A 17,473-nucleotide genomic window follows, 5' to 3' on the forward strand; every position below is an offset into this window, starting at 1 on the left:
CGTGCCTTTCGAGGTTGCAAAATCCGCAACAATTGTAACACCGATTAAAATCAATCTGGCGCTCCATGTGGTGGGGGAGCACAACGATGGTTATCACCTTCTTGATAGTCTGGTCTGTTTCAGCTTTGAGGGTGATGTTCTCTCTTACAAAACTGCCAAAACAAATAGTTTTTCCATTGTCGGCCCTCAATCTGTCGCGCTCCCGGCAGATGCGAACAATCTGGTTTCAAGAGCGCGCGATGTTTTTGTTAAAAAATTTCCTCTAAAGGCCGAGCCTTGTCAGCTCATCCTTGAAAAAAATCTACCTATTGCTTCCGGTATCGGTGGTGGCTCCGGCGATGCTGCCGGTGTATTTGCTCTCTTAAAACAGCAATGGCAAATCGAAGCATCCGATCAAGAGCTTTTTGAACTCGGTTTGACATTGGGGGCCGATGTGCCGATGTGCCTGTCGGCCTTTTTAAATCGTCAATCGCTTCGTGTCTCGGGTATCGGCGAAAAACTTCAGCCGGTTGATTGTTGTAGAATTCCTATGGTGCTTGTCAATCACGGGCAAGCCATTTCGACACCGGAAATTTTTAAGCTTCTAGGCAATAAAAAAAGCCTACCTCTTGATATCAATTTTGCAAAATTGGCAAATCTTCATTCACTTGTGAATGAGCTCAAAAAAACACACAACGATCTTTATGAATGTGCATGCTTACTTGCACCAGAGCTCGAGGATGTGCTGGCGCTACTTGGTAGGAATGGCGCTCTTTTGTCACGCATGTCGGGGTCAGGTGCAACGTGTTTCGGCATTTACGAAAATATCAAGAGAGCGGAAGAGGCGGCAAGAAAGATAAAATCACAAAAACCGGACTGGTTTGTAAAAGCAGTCGAGACAACGGGTAAAATAAACGAATAATCAGGAATGAAAATCATGAGTCATATTGATGAAAAAGCCAAGATAGAATCGCTCAATATTGCGGTTTTGTCAGTGTCGGATACACGTAATTCTAGTGATGACCGGTCGGGAGATGTTCTGGAGGAACGTATCAAATCGGCGGGCCATAATTTGGCTAAACGTGATATTGTTCGCGATGAAATTGTCGAAATCCGCAAAAAAATTGTTGATTGGGCAGCCGACCCTGACGTTGAAATTATTATCACCACCGGTGGCACCGGTTTTACCGGACGCGATGTTACACCGGAAGCAATAGAACCGTTGTTTGACAAGCGGATGGACGGATTTTCGGCTATGTTTCATAAAGTTTCCTATGAGACAATCGGCATGGTAACAATACAGTCGCGTGCAACAGCAGGACTTATCAATGGAACATTCGTCTTCTGCCTGCCCGGTTCAACCGGTGCCTGCAAGGATGCGTGGGATAATATATTGAAAAGCGAGCTTGATAGCCGCCAGCGCCCGCATAATCTGGTTATGCTTATGCCGCGCTTGACAGAACGATAAGAAAACGAACGATTTTGTTTGTAATCTTTTAATGGAAACGGCTCTTTTAAAAAACAAAAGAGCCGTTTATTTTTGTTTCGTGGGGACAAAAATCTGAATCGGTAAAACCACCGGCCTAAGACTGTTTATCGCTTTCTTTAACGCTGCTTCATTGTCGGCATTGTCAATAAGCTTTTCTTTCAATACAACTAAGCCGCATTCCATCAAACGGGTTTTTTTGAAAAATTTTGGCAGGAGAGATGTTTTTGATAAATCGACAGAGCGGAAGCTTGCAGGATTTGTCTCCTTCTCGACATAACGACTTAAAATTTCCCGCCATTGGTCGAGTAAGCGTGCACCCGGTGTGAGAAAAAGCAACCATTTGCTTTTTGCCGACATAATCACTTCACCTAGTGTGCTTTTTGGGAGATAGCGACAGCCGGTATCATTGGCAACAGTTTGCAAGACATTGCTGTGATTTTCCGACCATAAAATGACCTCGCTAACAAGGCCGAACACACTTACCGATACAAGCATTGCTAGTGTATCGGCAAGAGGATCTATATCTTCATTTGCGTGAATAATAACGCTAACCATAGTGTTTCAATTAAAACATTATTTTATCAAAAGCACGATAATTTATGTTCTTGTTTTGTTCGCATCGGCGTGATAAATCGCGGAAATGGGAAAAACAGTGATCAATCAGCATCTGGTAAATGTCATGGCAAAGGCCGACCGATTGGCTTTCAACGCGATGTCGACCGATGGCGGAAGAATGTTGATTGATCAATCTTTACTTCATGCAGAAGCAGAAAAAATAAGGGGAAGGGGAGCGGCGCTCAATCCTGCCGGTAGGTTCGAGAAACAGTCAGGCGAACGGTTTTATGATTTTTGGGATTTGGATGAACAGCTTTGTCCGCTTCAAACGTCTGTAGAAACCGAAAAAGCCCGTACGATTATTACCCACAATGATTCGCCCGATATTTTCTTTGATCGCTCGATCAATCCTTATCGCGGGTGCGAACATGGTTGTATTTATTGTTTTGCGCGCCCCACCCATTCTTATATGGGGCTCTCGGCAGGGATTGATTTTGAAACAAAATTATTTGCCAAACCCGATGCTGCAAAACTTCTTGAACGGGAATTATCAAAACCCGATTATAAGGTTCGGCCAATTGCTATCGGAACCAATACAGACCCTTATCAGCCAATTGAAAAAAAATGGCAGATTATGAGGCAAATTCTTAATGTATTGGATAAATGCGGTCATCCGGTTTGCATTACAACAAAATCTGCACTTATTGTAAGAGATTGCGATATACTTGAAAGAATGACTGAGCGAAAGCTTGTCCGCGTGGCGTTATCCATCACAACATTGGACAGAAAGCTTGCCCGCCTCATGGAACCACGTGCTGCAACACCCGAGCGACGTTTATGGGCAATCAAGGAATTGACGAAAAGGGGCGTGCCCGTAAGCGTTATGATGGCGCCGGTTATTCCCGGATTAAACGACCACGAAATAGAAAATGTTTTGACGAGAGCAAAAGAGGCCGGTGTGATTGACGCCGGTTACGTCATGCTCAGACTGCCTTATGAAGTTGCTCCGCTCTTTAAAGATTGGCTATTGCGCGAATATCCTGATCGTTACAGGCGGGTTATGCAATTAATCCGTGATATGCGTGGCGGCAAAGATTACGATGCGGATTGGAAAACGCGCATGTCCGGCGAGGGGCCGTTTGCCAAACTTGTTGCCGACCGTTTTCGTCTGGCACGACAAAGACTGGAATTACATGAACGCCATCAAAAGCTTGAGACGGGGCTTTTTAGACCACCATTGAAAGTAGCAAAGCAATTGTCGTTTCTTTTTGATGACAAAATTTGACGAACGTTTTTCTTAATGTTTTCGAATTGCCGGACTTGCGCAAAAACTCTCGTAATGCAATTAGATTGTCCATGTCTCACAAAAACAACGATTTGCCGTTATTTGATGATTTTCCTTTAATGCCCGATTATTCGATTGAGCAACGTCTTATTGCAAAAGGCTACCGGAATATAGCCGGAGTGGATGAAGTCGGGCGTGGCCCATTGGCCGGTCCTGTCGTAACGGCTGCGGTCATTCTTGACCGGAACAACATACCCGAAGGCTTAAATGATTCCAAAAAGCTTTCGGCAAAGAAACGTGAAGCACTTTATGACGGGATTTTGCGTTCGGCATTGGCAGTATCTATTTGCAGCCTGTCGGCAATTGAAATTGATCGCACAGATATCAGGAAAGCTGCTCTTGAAGCTATGAGGAGAGCCGTCTGCTGTCTTTCTGTCAAAGCAGATTATGTTCTGGTAGACGGGCGCGATATTCCTCCGAAACTTGTTTGTCCCGCTCAGGCACTGGTAAAAGGTGACGGGCGATCCCAATCTATTGCGGCAGCATCCATTATTGCAAAAGTCACCCGCGACCGGCTAATGGAAAAGGTGGGAAAAGTTTATCCTGCTTACGGTTTTGAAAAACATGCCGGATATGCAACAGCGTTCCACCGCGCGGCAATAGAACGTGAAGGACCTGTCAAAAGATTGCATCGCTTCAGTTTTGCCCCGATCAAGGGGGCGTTCTAGAGGATTGGTATGATGATTGTTCTTGCCTCGTCAAAAGACGCTGTTTCCAAGGCTGTTTCCTATCTTGATAAAGGGGAGCTCGTGGCTTTACCGACCGAGACCGTCTACGGACTTGCGGCAGACGCAACAAATGGCAAAGCGGTTGCCAATATATTCAAAACCAAAGGACGCCCCCGATTCAACCCGCTTATTGCGCATATCAGCGGTATGGATATGGCGGGAGATATTGTCGAGATTGACGAGATTTCGAAAATGCTGATGGACACTTTCTGGCCAGGACCTTTAACATTCGTTTTGCCGCTTAAAAATAAAACTTCGATAGACCCGCTTACCAGTGCGGGTTTGAAAACTTTGGCGGTTCGCAATCCTGTCGGTATATTCGCAACAATAGTAAAAGAACTCGGCCGGCCGGTTGCAGCACCGAGCGCAAATATTTCCGGCCGTTTGAGTAGCACATCCGCCACGGATGTTGCCGATATGTTTGGTGAAAAAGTGCCGCTTATCATTGATGGCGGCCCGACACGTGTCGGTGTTGAATCGACCATTATCAAAGTGGTAGGCGACCATATTTATCTGCTTCGTCCGGGCGGGCTTGCAGCTGAAAAAATTGAAAAAATATCAGGAATTAAGCTGGAACGTGTAGACCAGCGAGCAGCCATTGAAGCGCCTGGTATGTTAAAATCACATTATGCACCCAATGCATTTGTGAGGCTTGATGCCAAAGATGTTAAAAACGATGAAGCACTTTTAGCTTTTGGAAAACAACAAACCATAAATGCCGGAAGTGCAGTGGCAATGCTCAACTTAAGCGAAAAAGGTAATCTTGAGGAGGCGGCCAGCAATCTGTTCCATTATTTGAAGGAACTTGATAGAAAAGATGTTAAATGTATAGCTGTCGAGCCGATACCGTTTACGGGCTTGGGCGAGGCTATCAATGACCGGCTTCAACGCGCAGCCGCACCAAGGAAATAGGATTATGGACAAAAAGCTGATTGATCGTTTTATAGAAATTGTTGGTGTCAATCACGCTTTGGTGGATCAGGATGTGATTTCATCCTATCTTGTCGAACAACGCGGTCTTTATCATGGGCGCACCCCTCTTGTTTTGCGCCCTTCCTCTCCACAAGAAGTTTCGGAAATTATGAAGCTTGCGAGCGAGACTTTGACCCCCATTGTTCCACAAGGGGGAAATACAGGTCTTGTCGGCGCACAACAACCGGACGAAAGTGCTAATGAGATTATTGTTTCGATGGAGCGTTTGAACAGAATCCGCTCGATAGATGTCGAAGGTAATCTGGCATTGGTCGAAGCCGGAGTGGTTCTCCATACATTACAGGAAAAAGTTGATGAAAAGGGGCGCTTTTTTCCTTTATCACTTGGTTCGGAAGGCTCTTGCCAGATCGGGGGCAATCTTTCATCCAATGCCGGAGGCACGGATGTTCTTGCTTATGGCAACACGCGTGAACTCTGCCTCGGGCTTGAAGTTGTCCTGCCGGATGGGCGCATTCTTGATGATTTACGCTATGTCAAAAAAGATAATAGCGGCTATGATTTGAAAGACTTGTTTATCGGAGCAGAAGGAACGCTTGGTATTATAACAGCTGCCGTCATGAAACTTTTCCCGAAACCACAAGGAAAAGCGGTTGCTTATGCGGGCATGAAAAGTCCGGAAAAAGCGTTAAAGCTTCTACTCCTTGCCCAGAAAAAAGCCGGTTCCATGCTTACCGGTTTTGAACTTATGGCAAAGGTTGGAATGGAAATGTCTTTGCGCTACGTCAAAGGTGCTCATGCACCACTTGAGCATGAAAGCGAATGGTATGTACTTCTTGATCTGTCTTCGTCCCATAGTGACGGTGAAGCTGAAAATACGATGGAAGATATTCTGGCAGATGCACTTCAACAGGGAGTTATAGAAGATGCATCCATTGCCCGGTCGGTGAGCCAGCAGAAGGAATTCTGGCGGCTTCGCGAAGATATGTCACCAGCGCAAAAATTGGAAGGCGGGTCGATCAAACATGATATTTCGGTTCCGATAGCTTCTATTCCCGATTTTATTAGCGAGGCGGCAAAAATTATCGAAACGATCTCGCCTGGTGCCCGCATTGTCTGCTTTGGACATATGGGGGATGGAAACCTGCATTATAATGTGTCGCAACCTGTGGGCGCCGACAAACAAGCCTATCTTTCCCTTTGGGGGGAAATGAACCACCGTATTCATACATTGGTTATGAGCTATAATGGTTCATTTTCAGCCGAACATGGCATCGGACAATTAAAGCGCAAGGAACTTGTTGCCTTCAAATCTCCGGTAGCACTTTCTCTCATGCGTTCGATCAAACAGGTATTTGACCCGAAAAACATTATGAATCCGGGTAAAATGCTATAAGTCTTGGTGAATAATGGCTTAAAGCGCCGTTTGTAATTCGATAACCAAAAAACAAACCAATAATTTTTTAACCTAACCTTTTAACAAACCGATTAACAAAGGTTGCTAAGGTGTTCCCAGTTGAATTGAAGAGGATATTGGGGACAAAATATATGGCCACTCAATGGGCTAATCGGGCAAAAGCAGGACTTGAACTGAGACTGGATCCCTGCCATTTGCCACAATATGTTTCTTTCGACGTTCAGGATAAGACAATTGTCTGTTCATTGAACGAGCGTGGCGCAGCGTTAAAAATCGAAAATGAAAACGGTACATCGCAATTATCGCGCCTGGTGCTTGCCCATCAATTCAGAGGTGTTGCTGCGCGTGCGGTCGTAACCTCTTCAGGACAAAAAGCGGTTTCTCTTGAATTGTTACACCGAAATCATGAAGCGTGCATTCCGCTTCTTGTTTCGCGCGATCTTGATGATGTGCTCCTTGATTGGAGACTTTGGGCAGATACCTACGATTTGCCGATGCTTCTTCTCAACGACGACGGTTCGGCTATTCCTGTAAAAGACCGTTCGCCGCTTGAACATTTTTTCGGAAAACAATCGCACCAACATATAAAGAAGAATTTCTCGTTGCGATGCCGCGGATGCTCTTTAGGCATAAGGTTGGTTATCAACAATCAGGTTATGCTCGGATAACATTGTGGCTCGTACAAGAATTGACGCCGTTATTTTATTGTTTTCTCCGATTTGGTAGTCGATCGCATTTAAAGCCGGTTTTTAGAGAAAAAATAAAAGCCTTGAAAGATTTATTTTTTCGTCCGTGTTTATGATGGAACGGGGCCAGAAGGCTCGTGATTTTTAACGTGGGCTTCTATTGCTTTAAAAAAGATAGCTGTTGAGTTTTTGACAAAATTGGAAGCCGGTTTTATCCGTATTTATTCGCGCAAACAAAATTCCCGAAAATTTTCATTTAAAAATTTTCTTTGCCATTTGACAATGAACCGGTGTTAAGCTTACGAGGAGGTTATATCCGGAGGACTGAATGACGCGGCAGATTGTTTTTATACTTGAAAAGCAGGATGCAATCGAGGCACTTAAAGCTTATTATCGCGACCATGCGCTATCAAGACGAACATTTATGCGTCTTTTCCTGCTCTGGATCATTGCAGTTGCTCTGATGTCAGCGGTTCTTGTGATGATTGACGGTTCTGACTGGTATCAGAATTGGGGGCGTTCTCTCTATCGCATCTCGGCCATTTATGCAGCTATTATCATTGCTATCTGGGCGTTGAACTATTGCGTTCTCATTCCCCATCATGTCCAACAATTGGTAAAAAATGATAAACAGATCGGGCTTGAACAAAGCTGGATATGGGATGATCATGCAGTTGCAATAAAGAGCTCTTATATCAGAGGGACATACCCGTTTCGTTTGTTTTCCGGCTGGCGAGAATATCCGACGTTTATTGCACTTTATATATCGCCCAAGAAATTCAATGTATTGCCGAAAGCGCCTATGAATGACGAGCAACTTGAAGATCTGCGGACTATTTTCAAACGCGAAATAGCCGCCGAAGAGAAGTAGACGTTTTTTATTTGCCATCTCCCGCAAAATCATATGGCAGATGCCGCCACAATGACAATGAGTAGCATATCGAGAACAACATTTTTTGATAAATAACGGCAAAGGCGGGCTTGTCAGAAAAAAATGCGCAAGCTTAAGGCGATTATTTTGATTTGATGTCGGCAGCGGACAAATCCGATATGCTTGAATTTTGAAATGTTTTTTTGGAAAAACACGTATCCGATTTTTTTACCCGCTTTATCCGGTCAGGCTTGAATGCGGGCATCCCTTAAAATTATCGCGGGGACTACAATTCTCCGGATCAAGTTGTGGTCAGTTGCGAAAGCGTTCAATGTCTCAAACTGCGCTCCGATACGGTGAAAAACCGTTATTCTGCAGATTTATGCCGGATCCATCGCGTGCCAAGTGCTAAAATTTCAGCTAGCATCGGCTTTTTCCCGTTCAATGGCACGCCAGCCGATATCATGGCGATAAAACCCTTCGGGCCAATCAATCAATTTTATTGCTTTATAGGCTTTCTGTTGCGCCTGTCTTACAGTTTTTCCTGTTGCTGTAACATCAAGCACTCTTCCGCCATTAGCTATGACTTTTCCGTCTTTCAATGCGGTACCGGCGTGGAAAACTTTGACGTCTGGCAGTTTATCCGCTTTTTCTATGCCTGAAATAATGCTTCCACGTTTCGGCGCTTCCGGATAGCCTTTAGCGGCCATAACCACAGTCAAAGCTTTGTCTGTGTTCCAGTCGAGTGTGACACCTTCAAGATTTCCTTTTGCAACAGAATAAAGGACAGGCAGCAAATCGCTTTTTAACCGCATCATCAGAACCTGACATTCAGGGTCACCGAAGCGGACATTGAATTCAATAAGTTCTGGGCCTCTTTTTGTAATCATCAAGCCTACAAACAGAACGCCGCTAAACGGGCAACCAAGATCGGCCATTCCATGCATCGTCGGTTCGACAATCTCTTTCATAACCCGCTTTGTCATCTCGTCGGTCATGACAGGTGCTGGTGAATAGGCCCCCATGCCACCGGTATTGGCACCTTTATCGCCATCGCCAACGCGTTTGTGATCTTGTGCAGAGCCAAAAGGAATTGCAGTTTTACCATCACAAAGGCAAAAGAAACTTGCTTCTTCACCCGCAAGAAATTCTTCCACAACAATTTCAATTCCGGCTTTTCCGAAAGCCCCCTCAAAGCAGGCATCGACGGCGCGGAATGCTTCTTCGATTGTGGTTGCAACGGTGACACCTTTACCGGCAGCTAAACCATCGGCTTTAATGACAATAGGTGCACCTTTCTTTTCAATATAGTCCCTGGCTTTTTCAGCATTATCAAAACGCTGATAGTCGCCGGTCGGAATATTGTATTTGGCGCATAAATCTTTTGTAAAACCTTTCGAACCTTCAAGCCGCGCTGCGCGTTTATTTGGCCCTACAACCGGAATCATAGCTTCGCGAAGAGCATCTGCAAGGCCATCGACAAGTGGCGCTTCCGGCCCGACGACCACGAGTTCTACCGAATTTTTCTTGCAAAATTCGACGACAGCTTTATGGTTTTTTGCATCAAGATCAACATTATCTCCCAATTCAAGAGTACCCGGATTACCCGGAGCACAAAAGAGCTTTCCAAGAAGTGGGGATGACGAAATTTTATATGCCAATGCATGTTCGCGTCCACCTGAACCAATGAGAAGAACGTTCATTGCTTGCTCCTGTTGAAGAAGATGTTAAAACCCTTGCTCTTGTCATAGAAATGAAATGCTTTAGCTTCAAGGTAAAAGGTGTGCGCTCGTAAATGGTAAACAACAAAAATATTGTTCCCGACAGTTTGAGAGCCGACGAAACGCTTCAACAACAAGGCGTGAGAGGACGTGTCTTCGACGCACCATCAGGCCATTGGGTTTATCGCTTGTTGCCGCGTTCCCTTTGGCCTTACGCCCAATTGGCACGCTGGGATCGGCCAATCGGCTGGAAACTTCTGATGTGGCCGTGTTTCTGGTCGCTAATTTTGGCAATGGATGCAAAGGACTTTTCTTCCGAACTGCATCCATATCCCGTTACCTTGGCAATATGGTATCTTTTTCTTTTCTTTATCGGTGCTATTGCCATGCGGGGTGCAGGGTGCACCTGGAACGATCTTGTTGACCAGAAAATCGATAACAAAGTCGAGCGTACCCGTTCAAGGCCTTTGCCATCGGGGCAGGTCAGCCGTTTACAGGCTAAAATCTTTATGGGGTTGCAATGCCTGGTCGGGCTTATCGTGCTTGTTGAATTTAATCTTTTCAGCATTATTCTGGGCATTTCATCGCTTGTTGTTGTTGCGATTTACCCGTTCATGAAACGTGTGACCGACTGGCCGCAGTTCTTTTTAGGTCTTGCCTTCAATTGGGGAGCGTTGATGGGGTGGGCGACAATTTACGGTGGTCTTGATTTTGCACCCTTGAGCCTTTATTTCGGCTCGGTCTTATGGACAATCGGCTATGACACAATCTATGCCCATCAGGATAAGGAAGATGATGCGATTGTCGGTGTGCACTCGACAGCACGGCTTTTTGGGGAAAAAACCAAATCCGCGCTTGTTTTTCTTTATAGCGGGTTTCTCGTATTAAGCCTCATTGCATTTCTTCTGGCTGGTGTTCCCGCCTTTGCCTATCTTGGCCTTTTACTTGCCGCAATACACATGTTTTACCAGATAATTACGATCGACATCGACAATAATAGTGAGTGTCTGAGGTTATTTAAATCGAATTCGACAGTCGGCTGTTTGATCTTTCTCGGTCTCGTACTCGGTGCGGCGACACGTTATTTCCAGTGACAACCGTCGCCCATAATTGAAGCCGACTTTTTTAAAGCCGGCTTTAAAACTGTCCGGCTTGCCGGAAAATGTTGCCGATAACGACGCCTCTCAAGGATAGAGGCGGTGTTTTTCCCATGATTTAGCATCGGGGGAAGGACGTGAAAAAACCACGCGGTCGTGAAGTCTGAATGGCCTGTCATGCCAGAATTCTATTGAAAGTGGTTTGATTCTGAAGCCGGACCAGTAAGGAGGGCGCGGAATATTGCCGATTGCATATTTTGCAGTGTATTCGGCAACGGCTTTTTCCAGCGCAAAGCGACTTTCCAACGGGCGTGACTGTTTGGAAGCCCATGCGCCGATACGGCTTCCACGTGCGCGTGATTGATAATAGGCATCAGCTTCTTCATCACTTACCTTTTCAACCAGTCCGCGTACTCTCACTTGCCTGCGCAAGGATTTCCAGTGAAAACATAAAGCCGCTTTCATGGAAGAAAGGATTTCTCGTCCCTTGTTGCTTTCATAATTGGTGTAAAAGACAAAACCGTCCGCACCGAAAGCTTTCAAAAGCACCATACGTACATCTGGCAGACCCGTCGGATCCACTGTAGCAAGTGCCATGGCATTCGGGTCGTTAATTTCGCTTTTTGTCGCGTCATCCATCCATGTCGTGAAAAGTGCGAATGGTTCATTTGCTTCAACAAAGTCACCAGTTGTTAACGTTTCATCTGTCATAATGCACCTGAATTATGTGTTTTGCGTATTATAGTGTGTTGTCAAACTACCTGGCCGACACAGAAAAAAGTGAACTATGGAAGCTTTTTTTAACTTGAAAAGCCGGCTTGGTCGTTTTGTTATTTGTGTCACGATCATATTGCCAATGCAAGGCTGTATCATATCGGGTGATAAACTTGATAATATGGCTTCGACGGCTGCACCAACGGAAAATAATGTTGATGCCTCGCTTGTGACCGGCTCGATTCCTTCTCAGTCAACAGAACTCGCGAGTGATCCCATTTTACAGTCTGATGAACTCGTCATACGCGACGAGATTAGAGTGATCGAAAATTTGAAGACCTCGGACAAAGAATTGAAATGGGATAATACCATAACCGGAAGCGAAGGGACGATCAGTGCCATTGTCGAAAATTCGGATAAAGGGCGCAAGTGCCGCAAATTCAAAGCGACCCGTTCAGCCTTCGACGGTGAAAATCTCTATCATGGTGAACTTTGTGAAGTCGCTCCCGATGTCTGGACAATGACAGCCTTTGATGTGGTACATTGAAGTTCATAATCGGGTCATTCAAAAACGCTTAAAAAAACATTTAATGATCTGGTATTTTTGCTGTTTCATAGGCATATAGAGAATTAGATATTTTTCTGCCCTTCGAGGTGGAACAGATTTTTTATAAAGCCGTCTTGAGGGAATGCCCTTTTTTCGGCTGGAAAGAGGATAAATATGCGTGATCCCTATACGGTTCTGGGTGTGGCGCGCACTGCCAAACCGCAAGAGATTAAGTCTGCATTCAGAAAGCTGGCAAAACAATATCACCCCGATCTTCACAAGGGCGATAAGACTGCTCAGGACAAATTTGCCGAGGTCAATCAGGCCTATGAAATTCTGGGGGATAAGGAAAAGAAAGAAAAATTCGATCGTGGCGAAATTGATGCCGAAGGCAAGCCTGTTTTTCAAGGCTTTACAGGTGGTGGTCAGGGCTTTGGCGGAGCGCAAGGCTTTGGTGGCCGTGGCAATCCATTCGGTAATGGTACCAGCCATTTCGAATTCCGTTCAGGCGGCGGCAAAGGTGGCTTTGACGCGAGCGATATTTTTCGCGATCTTTTCGGTGCAGGAAACGGTGCCAATCGAGGTGGCGGTTTTTCCGGCTTTGGCAGCCGCAGCCGTGCTCAAGCTCCCCAACAGGGGGCTGATATTCACGCAAGCCTGGACGTAACGCTGGAACAGCTCGTTGGTGCCGAAAAGGTTGAAGCTATTTTCCCTAATGGCAAAAAACTTAAAATCAAGCTTCCCGATTATGTCGAGGATGGACAAACAATTCGTTTGAAAGGTCAGGGAGAAAGCATTCCTTACGGTCGTGCAGGAGATGCGTTGGTGACAATTCACATCAAACCTCATCCCCACATTCACGTTGAAGGAAGAGCACTTCATCTTGATTTACCGGTATCTCTTAAAGATGCAGTTTTGGGCGCTAAAAAGCCTATTGATACGCTTGACGGGCGTATCATGTTGACGATCCCTGCATGGTCAAGTTCCGACAAGGTATTACGGTTGAAGGGGCGGGGGTTGCCATTAAAAACAGGTGGCCGCGACGATCTTTATGTTCATGTACGCATTATGCTGCCGGAAGGTGGAGATGCCGGACTTGAACAATTCATGAAATTGCAATCATGAAAAACGCAGATTGATGAAGGCAACACACAGGAATAAAAGCGGGATAGAGGATTGTCATGAAGATCAATTTTTGTCTCGCTTTTTTGCTGCTGCCGGTTTTTTGTTCATCGGCATTAGGTGAAAATTTTACCAAAGGCGATATTACTGTCGAAAGCCCGTGGGTACAAAAATCCGATACAGGCGAGAATCGTGCAGAAGGATATGCTCTTATCCATAATGGCGGATTTAATGAAGATCGCTTGTTATCAATCAGCGCGGATATTTCCGATCACGTGGTGATTCACGAGACGATTAGACAATATGGCAAGGTCAAGATGCAAAAGCTCAAGGAGCCTCTCACGATCGAGCCAAACGGTTATCTCGAATTAAAGCCGGGTGACTATCATTTTATATTTTTCAATTGTCAGGATGAGTTACGTGAAGGTGAAATGATTCCGGCTGTTTTGCATTTTGAAAAAAATGGTGACGTAAAAATCAACTTCACGATAGAGACGCCAGACGATAAACCTGATAATCCTTGATTGCCGGTATCTTCACTTTATAATTCTTACAGCTTGTCGGGCGCGCTTCCTGATTTGACGGGGCGCACCTTTCTAAAGGCCTGCTTATCCACCGTACCGAAACACTTTGAAAATAGTAAAGAAGATCAATCGTGTGTTTCTGTATCGGGGCTTTTTTACGTGTCTGTAGTCTATCGAGCGCATTTATTTGCCACGATAAAGGAAAGCGCAAAGCATTACTAAACCAACGATTGCCTGTCAAAAACACTGTTTTTCTTATTTCACTCCAACGCGCTGCTATTGTCGATTGTTCAATTGGAACCACCGGTTTTAATTCCAGCAAAAATTTTGTTAAAACCGGATTGATGGGTTTGCCGGAATGGACGCCGGTTCAAATAGACTGACCTTAGCGAATGCTGGAATCTATTCGTCACGAACGAAAAAACGGACTGCTTTTCACAGCTTTTCTGTGTTAGCGTTGCATAATTAACGGTTTTAACCGACAAATTGCACCAATTACTTGAAGAAACGTGCGAGCTATGTCATAGGGCAAAAAGCGAAAACTGATATCAAGCAATTATGAGGCAATACCAATGGGTGACAGTAACGGTTTGTTGCGTGGCAAGCGCGGTTTAATTCTCGGGCTTGCAAATAATCATTCAATTGCATGGGGTATCGCAAAAGCTGCACACAAAGCAGGTGCCGAGCTTGCTTTTACCTATCAGGGCGAAGCACTGAAAAAACGTGTTGTACCGCTTGCAGAAGAGGTCGGGGGATTTGTTTGTGGCCATTGTGATGTAACAGATGCGGCATCAATTGACGCAGCATTCGATGCGGTAAAACAGAAATGGGGAAAAATCGACTTTCTCGTTCATGCAATCGGCTTTTCCGACAAGGATGAATTGACGGGACGTTATGTTGATACATCGGAAGCAAACTTCAACATGACAATGAATATTTCTGTCTATTCCCTTACAGCAGTTACCCAGCGGGCAGAAAAACTGATGCCCGACGGCGGTTCGATTTTGACATTGACCTATTATGGCTCGGAAAAGGTCATGCCGAATTATAATGTTATGGGTGTTGCCAAGGCTGCTCTTGAAGCAAGTGTCAAATATCTTGCGGTCGACCTTGGGCCTAAGAAAATTCGTGTCAATGCTGTGTCGGCTGGCCCGATCAAGACATTGGCTGCTTCTGGTATCGGTGACTTCCGGTATATTCTCAAATGGAATGAATATAACGCGCCTCTTCGTCGGACGGTTACAATTGATGAGGTCGGTGATTCAGCGCTTTATCTTCTTTCGGATTTGTCCCGTTCGGTAACTGGCGAAGTTCACCATGTTGATGCCGGTTATCATGTCATTGGCATGAAAGCAGTCGATGCACCGGATATTTCTGTTGTAAAGGATTGATAAAGTGTCCAAGCGTCCACTTATTTATTTTTCCCGTCACGGTCAGACGGACTGGAACATTACCAAACGCATTCAAGGCCAGATAGATCGGGATATCACCGAATATGGCCGCCAACAGGCTGCCCGTAACGGACGGTTGTTGAAAGAGCTGTTGGGCGATGCAAAGGGATTTGATTTTGTTGCAAGCCCGTTGCGTCGCACCCGCGAAACTATGGAAATTATCCGCGGGGAAATGGGGCTCGATATTCGTGGTTATCGCACAGATCCGCAATTGATGGAGATGCATTTCGGTGATTGGCAGGGTACTACCGAGGATGATATCGCCAAAGTCCACCCTGAACTCATTGCTGCCCGTGTTGCCGACAAGTGGAATTTTTTGCCACCCGGTGAAAAGGCAGAAAGTTATGCCATGCTTGCCAAGCGTGTAAAAGACTGGGTCGAAAAGGTTGACGGCGATACAGTTTGTGTCACCCATGGCGGGTGCCTGCGTTCAATTATGCATATTTACGGTGGATTGAGCGAAGCGGAAGCTGCCAACTTTATGGTCGATCAGGATCGTATTTTGCGATTTGATGAAAACGGACTGGAATGGCTCTGAGCCAATTTCAAATTCTCGATAATTGATGACACACCAAATTCGCGAGTTGGATCTGGTGTGTCTCATTTTTTAATTTATAACAGTGTCATGAAAAAGATAATCAGCCTTCTTGTGGCTCGATATCCGTGACATAGCGGTTATCACCTTCTGTGTCGTAAAACACGATAACCTTCATGCCCTCATTTAAAACAGAATAATCGAATTCGCCTGGTAAACTGTAGGTTTTTCCATTGTCGAGTACTATGGTGTTATTATCCTGATCAATGGCAGTTATCGTCCCTTTGACGTCGTCGGCAAGGGCTAAGGCTGGAAAAAGAAATGTAGCTAGGATCCCCGCAAAAACCAGTTTTCTCATAGTGAGCCTTTCAAAATTGTCTATTATAAAATTTCAAATCAGTATGGATTGATGACGAGGGATTGTGTCGAAACCATAGCCATAGGTCAACCATAAATGGAATATGCAGAATGGCACCACGTATTTCTTTAAAAAATGCCCGGAAGTCATGCTGGAGTGTTTTGTTGAAAAACTTGCATGAAATATGGGTAAAATCCCTTAATCGAACAAAATTGTTTCAATCTTGGCTCTCAACTGTTTGACCGGAAACAAAAAGCTTAATAGAACAAAAAGGTTCGCAAAGTTGGATTGGCGTTTTTATGTCATATAATACATTCGGTAAACTCTTCCGCGTTACAACATGGGGCGAAAGCCACGGACCGGCATTGGGCTGCGTTATTGATGGTTGCCCTCCGGGGATAAAATTCTCGGTGGCGGAAGTGCAAGCTTATCTTGACAAGCGCAAACCCGGACAATCCCGCTACACGACCCAGCGTCGTGAAGCCGATGAGGTCAAAATATTGTCGGGGGTGTTACCTTGTGACGAGGGAAAGCAATTGATCACCACTGGAACGCCGATTTCTATGATGATCGAGAACACCGACCAGCGTTCGAAAGATTATGGTAATATTGCCCGTGAATATCGTCCTGGACACGCCGATTATACTTATGATGTCAAATATGGTATTCGCGATTATCGTGGCGGGGGACGTTCTTCGGCACGTGAGACTGCAGCCCGCGTTGCCGCCGGTGCAATAGCCCGAAAAGTTGTTCCGAATCTTCGTGTGCGTGGTGCAGTGATTGCTATTGGCGAAATCGATATTGACCGCTCCCGTTGGGATTGGAACGAGGTTAATAACAATCCGTTTTTTACTCCCGACAAGATAGCCGCTGAAAAATTCGCAACTTATCTTGATCAAATTCGTAAAAAAGGTTCGTCAATCGGTGCTATGGTGGAAATTGTTGCAGACAATGTGCCTGCCGGGCTTGGCGCTCCGGTTTACGGGAAACTTGATCAGGATATCGCATCCTTTCTTATGTCGATCAATGCAGTCAAGGCCGTTGAAATTGGTGAAGGATTTAATGCTGCCCGCTTGACAGGTGAGGAAAATGCCGACGAAATGCGGCATGGGGAAAATGGAAGACCGGTTTTTTTAAGCAATCATGCCGGTGGTATTTTGGGAGGTATTTCCAACGGCGAACCGGTCGTTGCGCGTTTTGCCGTCAAACCGACATCATCGATATTGACGCCGCGCCGTTCGGTGGATGTTGACGGAAATAATGTTGATGTGGTGACAAAAGGGCGCCACGATCCTTGTGTTGGAATACGAGCTGTACCTGTAGGGGAAGCGATGGTGGCTTGTGCCATTGCCGACCATTATCTTAGACATCGCGGCCAGACAGGCCGGATCTGAAAGGACTATT

19 protein-coding genes are annotated in these 17,473 nt (G+C 45.4%); 15 read left to right on the forward strand and 4 right to left on the reverse strand.

Features of this window, described 5'->3' with window-relative positions; all coding sequences use genetic code 11:
* The first annotated feature begins 1 nt into the window (after window position 1).
* Window positions 2-901, forward strand: a complete 900-nt coding sequence (locus H3V14_RS06655) for a 4-(cytidine 5'-diphospho)-2-C-methyl-D-erythritol kinase (RefSeq protein WP_198227454.1) — start codon at window positions 2-4, stop codon at window positions 899-901.
* A gap of 15 nt (window positions 902-916) precedes the next feature.
* Complete coding sequence (moaB, locus tag H3V14_RS06660) at window positions 917-1,447, forward strand: molybdenum cofactor biosynthesis protein B (protein WP_198227456.1); 531 nt, start codon at window positions 917-919, stop codon at window positions 1,445-1,447.
* Window positions 1,448-1,513: 66 nt separating this feature from the next.
* Here the strand turns inward: moaB and H3V14_RS06665 are convergent, their stop codons facing one another.
* The gene (locus H3V14_RS06665; protein ID WP_198227458.1) at window positions 1,514-2,023 is read right to left on the reverse strand and encodes a hypothetical protein; all 510 of its coding nucleotides are present in this window, start codon (window positions 2,021-2,023) and stop codon (window positions 1,514-1,516) included.
* 85 nt (window positions 2,024-2,108) lie between these two features.
* Between H3V14_RS06665 and H3V14_RS06670 the strand changes: the two genes are divergently transcribed.
* The 6 genes from H3V14_RS06670 to H3V14_RS06695 all read left to right on the forward strand — a co-directional run bounded on the left by H3V14_RS06670 (window position 2,109) and on the right by H3V14_RS06695 (window position 8,000).
* Window positions 2,109-3,308: a PA0069 family radical SAM protein gene (locus H3V14_RS06670; protein WP_198227460.1), complete on the forward strand. Its 1,200-nt coding sequence runs from the start codon at window positions 2,109-2,111 to the stop codon at window positions 3,306-3,308.
* Between the two features lie 71 nt (window positions 3,309-3,379).
* A complete protein-coding gene (locus H3V14_RS06675) occupies window positions 3,380-4,036 on the forward strand; it encodes a ribonuclease HII (protein WP_198227462.1) in 657 nt (218 codons plus the stop codon).
* Window positions 4,037-4,048: 12 nt separating this feature from the next.
* Window positions 4,049-5,008 carry an L-threonylcarbamoyladenylate synthase gene (locus tag H3V14_RS06680; protein WP_198227850.1) on the forward strand — a complete coding sequence of 320 codons (960 nt, stop codon included), beginning with the start codon at window positions 4,049-4,051 and terminating at the stop codon, window positions 5,006-5,008.
* A gap of 4 nt (window positions 5,009-5,012) precedes the next feature.
* Entirely contained in the window at window positions 5,013-6,422 is a 1,410-nt protein-coding gene (locus tag H3V14_RS06685; protein WP_198227464.1) for an FAD-binding oxidoreductase, read from the forward strand.
* A 152-nt stretch (window positions 6,423-6,574) separates the two neighbouring features.
* Window positions 6,575-7,111: a DUF6101 family protein gene (locus H3V14_RS06690; protein WP_198227466.1), complete on the forward strand. Its 537-nt coding sequence runs from the start codon at window positions 6,575-6,577 to the stop codon at window positions 7,109-7,111.
* A gap of 346 nt (window positions 7,112-7,457) precedes the next feature.
* On the forward strand, window positions 7,458-8,000 hold the full coding sequence (locus H3V14_RS06695) for a YcxB family protein (protein ID WP_198227468.1): 543 nt from the start codon (window positions 7,458-7,460) through the stop codon (window positions 7,998-8,000).
* Between the two features lie 416 nt (window positions 8,001-8,416).
* On the opposite strand, the gene purD is transcribed toward H3V14_RS06695, so the two are convergent.
* Window positions 8,417-9,703 (reverse strand): phosphoribosylamine--glycine ligase, encoded by a 1,287-nt coding sequence (purD, locus tag H3V14_RS06700; RefSeq protein ID WP_198227470.1) that lies wholly within the window; start codon window positions 9,701-9,703, stop codon window positions 8,417-8,419.
* 92 nt (window positions 9,704-9,795) lie between these two features.
* Here purD and ubiA point away from each other — a divergent pair, with 92 nt between their 5' ends.
* Window positions 9,796-10,815: a 4-hydroxybenzoate octaprenyltransferase gene (gene ubiA / locus H3V14_RS06705; protein ID WP_198227472.1), complete on the forward strand. Its 1,020-nt coding sequence runs from the start codon at window positions 9,796-9,798 to the stop codon at window positions 10,813-10,815.
* A 90-nt stretch (window positions 10,816-10,905) separates the two neighbouring features.
* Here ubiA and pdxH read toward each other — a convergent pair whose 3' ends face one another.
* Window positions 10,906-11,529, reverse strand: coding sequence for a pyridoxamine 5'-phosphate oxidase (pdxH, locus tag H3V14_RS06710; protein WP_075914840.1), 624 nt, complete (start codon window positions 11,527-11,529; stop codon window positions 10,906-10,908).
* Between the two features lie 76 nt (window positions 11,530-11,605).
* Here pdxH and H3V14_RS06715 point away from each other — a divergent pair, with 76 nt between their 5' ends.
* The 5 genes from H3V14_RS06715 (at window position 11,606) to H3V14_RS06735 (ending at window position 15,714) form a co-directional block, all read left to right on the forward strand.
* A complete protein-coding gene (locus tag H3V14_RS06715; protein ID WP_083650236.1) occupies window positions 11,606-12,079 on the forward strand; it encodes an RT0821/Lpp0805 family surface protein in 474 nt (157 codons plus the stop codon).
* 174 nt (window positions 12,080-12,253) lie between these two features.
* Complete coding sequence (locus tag H3V14_RS06720; RefSeq protein WP_198227474.1) at window positions 12,254-13,204, forward strand: DnaJ C-terminal domain-containing protein; 951 nt, start codon at window positions 12,254-12,256, stop codon at window positions 13,202-13,204.
* Between the two features lie 56 nt (window positions 13,205-13,260).
* Window positions 13,261-13,725 (forward strand): copper chaperone PCu(A)C, encoded by a 465-nt coding sequence (locus H3V14_RS06725; RefSeq protein ID WP_198227476.1) that lies wholly within the window; start codon window positions 13,261-13,263, stop codon window positions 13,723-13,725.
* 572 nt (window positions 13,726-14,297) lie between these two features.
* Window positions 14,298-15,116, forward strand: a complete 819-nt coding sequence (gene fabI / locus H3V14_RS06730; protein WP_075870166.1) for an enoyl-ACP reductase FabI — start codon at window positions 14,298-14,300, stop codon at window positions 15,114-15,116.
* Window positions 15,117-15,120: 4 nt separating this feature from the next.
* Window positions 15,121-15,714 (forward strand): histidine phosphatase family protein, encoded by a 594-nt coding sequence (locus tag H3V14_RS06735; protein ID WP_198227478.1) that lies wholly within the window; start codon window positions 15,121-15,123, stop codon window positions 15,712-15,714.
* Window positions 15,715-15,814: 100 nt separating this feature from the next.
* Here H3V14_RS06735 and H3V14_RS06740 read toward each other — a convergent pair whose 3' ends face one another.
* On the reverse strand, window positions 15,815-16,069 hold the full coding sequence (locus tag H3V14_RS06740; RefSeq protein WP_075870164.1) for a DUF1344 domain-containing protein: 255 nt from the start codon (window positions 16,067-16,069) through the stop codon (window positions 15,815-15,817).
* A 299-nt stretch (window positions 16,070-16,368) separates the two neighbouring features.
* Between H3V14_RS06740 and aroC the strand changes: the two genes are divergently transcribed.
* A complete protein-coding gene (aroC, locus tag H3V14_RS06745) occupies window positions 16,369-17,463 on the forward strand; it encodes a chorismate synthase (protein ID WP_198227485.1) in 1,095 nt (364 codons plus the stop codon).
* The last annotated feature ends 10 nt before the right edge of the window (window positions 17,464-17,473 follow it).

Origin of the sequence: Bartonella sp. W8151, assembly GCF_016100385.1 — a bacterium.
GTDB classification, from domain to species: domain Bacteria; phylum Pseudomonadota; class Alphaproteobacteria; order Rhizobiales; family Rhizobiaceae; genus Bartonella; species Bartonella apis.

Coding starts and splice junctions, on each gene's coding strand:
- purD (WP_198227470.1), bottom strand. CDS start 9,703: ATGAACGTTCTTCTCATTGGTTCAGGTGGACGCGAACATGCATTGGCA.
- ubiA (WP_198227472.1), top strand. CDS start 9,796: ATGGTAAACAACAAAAATATTGTTCCCGACAGTTTGAGAGCCGACGAA.
- H3V14_RS06720 (WP_198227474.1), top strand. CDS start 12,254: ATGCGTGATCCCTATACGGTTCTGGGTGTGGCGCGCACTGCCAAACCG.
- H3V14_RS06685 (WP_198227464.1), top strand. CDS start 5,013: ATGGACAAAAAGCTGATTGATCGTTTTATAGAAATTGTTGGTGTCAAT.
- H3V14_RS06665 (WP_198227458.1), bottom strand. CDS start 2,023: ATGGTTAGCGTTATTATTCACGCAAATGAAGATATAGATCCTCTTGCC.
- H3V14_RS06690 (WP_198227466.1), top strand. CDS start 6,575: ATGGCCACTCAATGGGCTAATCGGGCAAAAGCAGGACTTGAACTGAGA.
- H3V14_RS06725 (WP_198227476.1), top strand. CDS start 13,261: ATGAAGATCAATTTTTGTCTCGCTTTTTTGCTGCTGCCGGTTTTTTGT.
- moaB (WP_198227456.1), top strand. CDS start 917: ATGAGTCATATTGATGAAAAAGCCAAGATAGAATCGCTCAATATTGCG.
- pdxH (WP_075914840.1), bottom strand. CDS start 11,529: ATGACAGATGAAACGTTAACAACTGGTGACTTTGTTGAAGCAAATGAA.
- H3V14_RS06715 (WP_083650236.1), top strand. CDS start 11,606: ATGGAAGCTTTTTTTAACTTGAAAAGCCGGCTTGGTCGTTTTGTTATT.
- H3V14_RS06680 (WP_198227850.1), top strand. CDS start 4,049: ATGATTGTTCTTGCCTCGTCAAAAGACGCTGTTTCCAAGGCTGTTTCC.
- H3V14_RS06675 (WP_198227462.1), top strand. CDS start 3,380: ATGTCTCACAAAAACAACGATTTGCCGTTATTTGATGATTTTCCTTTA.
- H3V14_RS06740 (WP_075870164.1), bottom strand. CDS start 16,069: ATGAGAAAACTGGTTTTTGCGGGGATCCTAGCTACATTTCTTTTTCCA.
- H3V14_RS06695 (WP_198227468.1), top strand. CDS start 7,458: ATGACGCGGCAGATTGTTTTTATACTTGAAAAGCAGGATGCAATCGAG.
- H3V14_RS06670 (WP_198227460.1), top strand. CDS start 2,109: ATGGGAAAAACAGTGATCAATCAGCATCTGGTAAATGTCATGGCAAAG.
- aroC (WP_198227485.1), top strand. CDS start 16,369: ATGTCATATAATACATTCGGTAAACTCTTCCGCGTTACAACATGGGGC.
- fabI (WP_075870166.1), top strand. CDS start 14,298: ATGGGTGACAGTAACGGTTTGTTGCGTGGCAAGCGCGGTTTAATTCTC.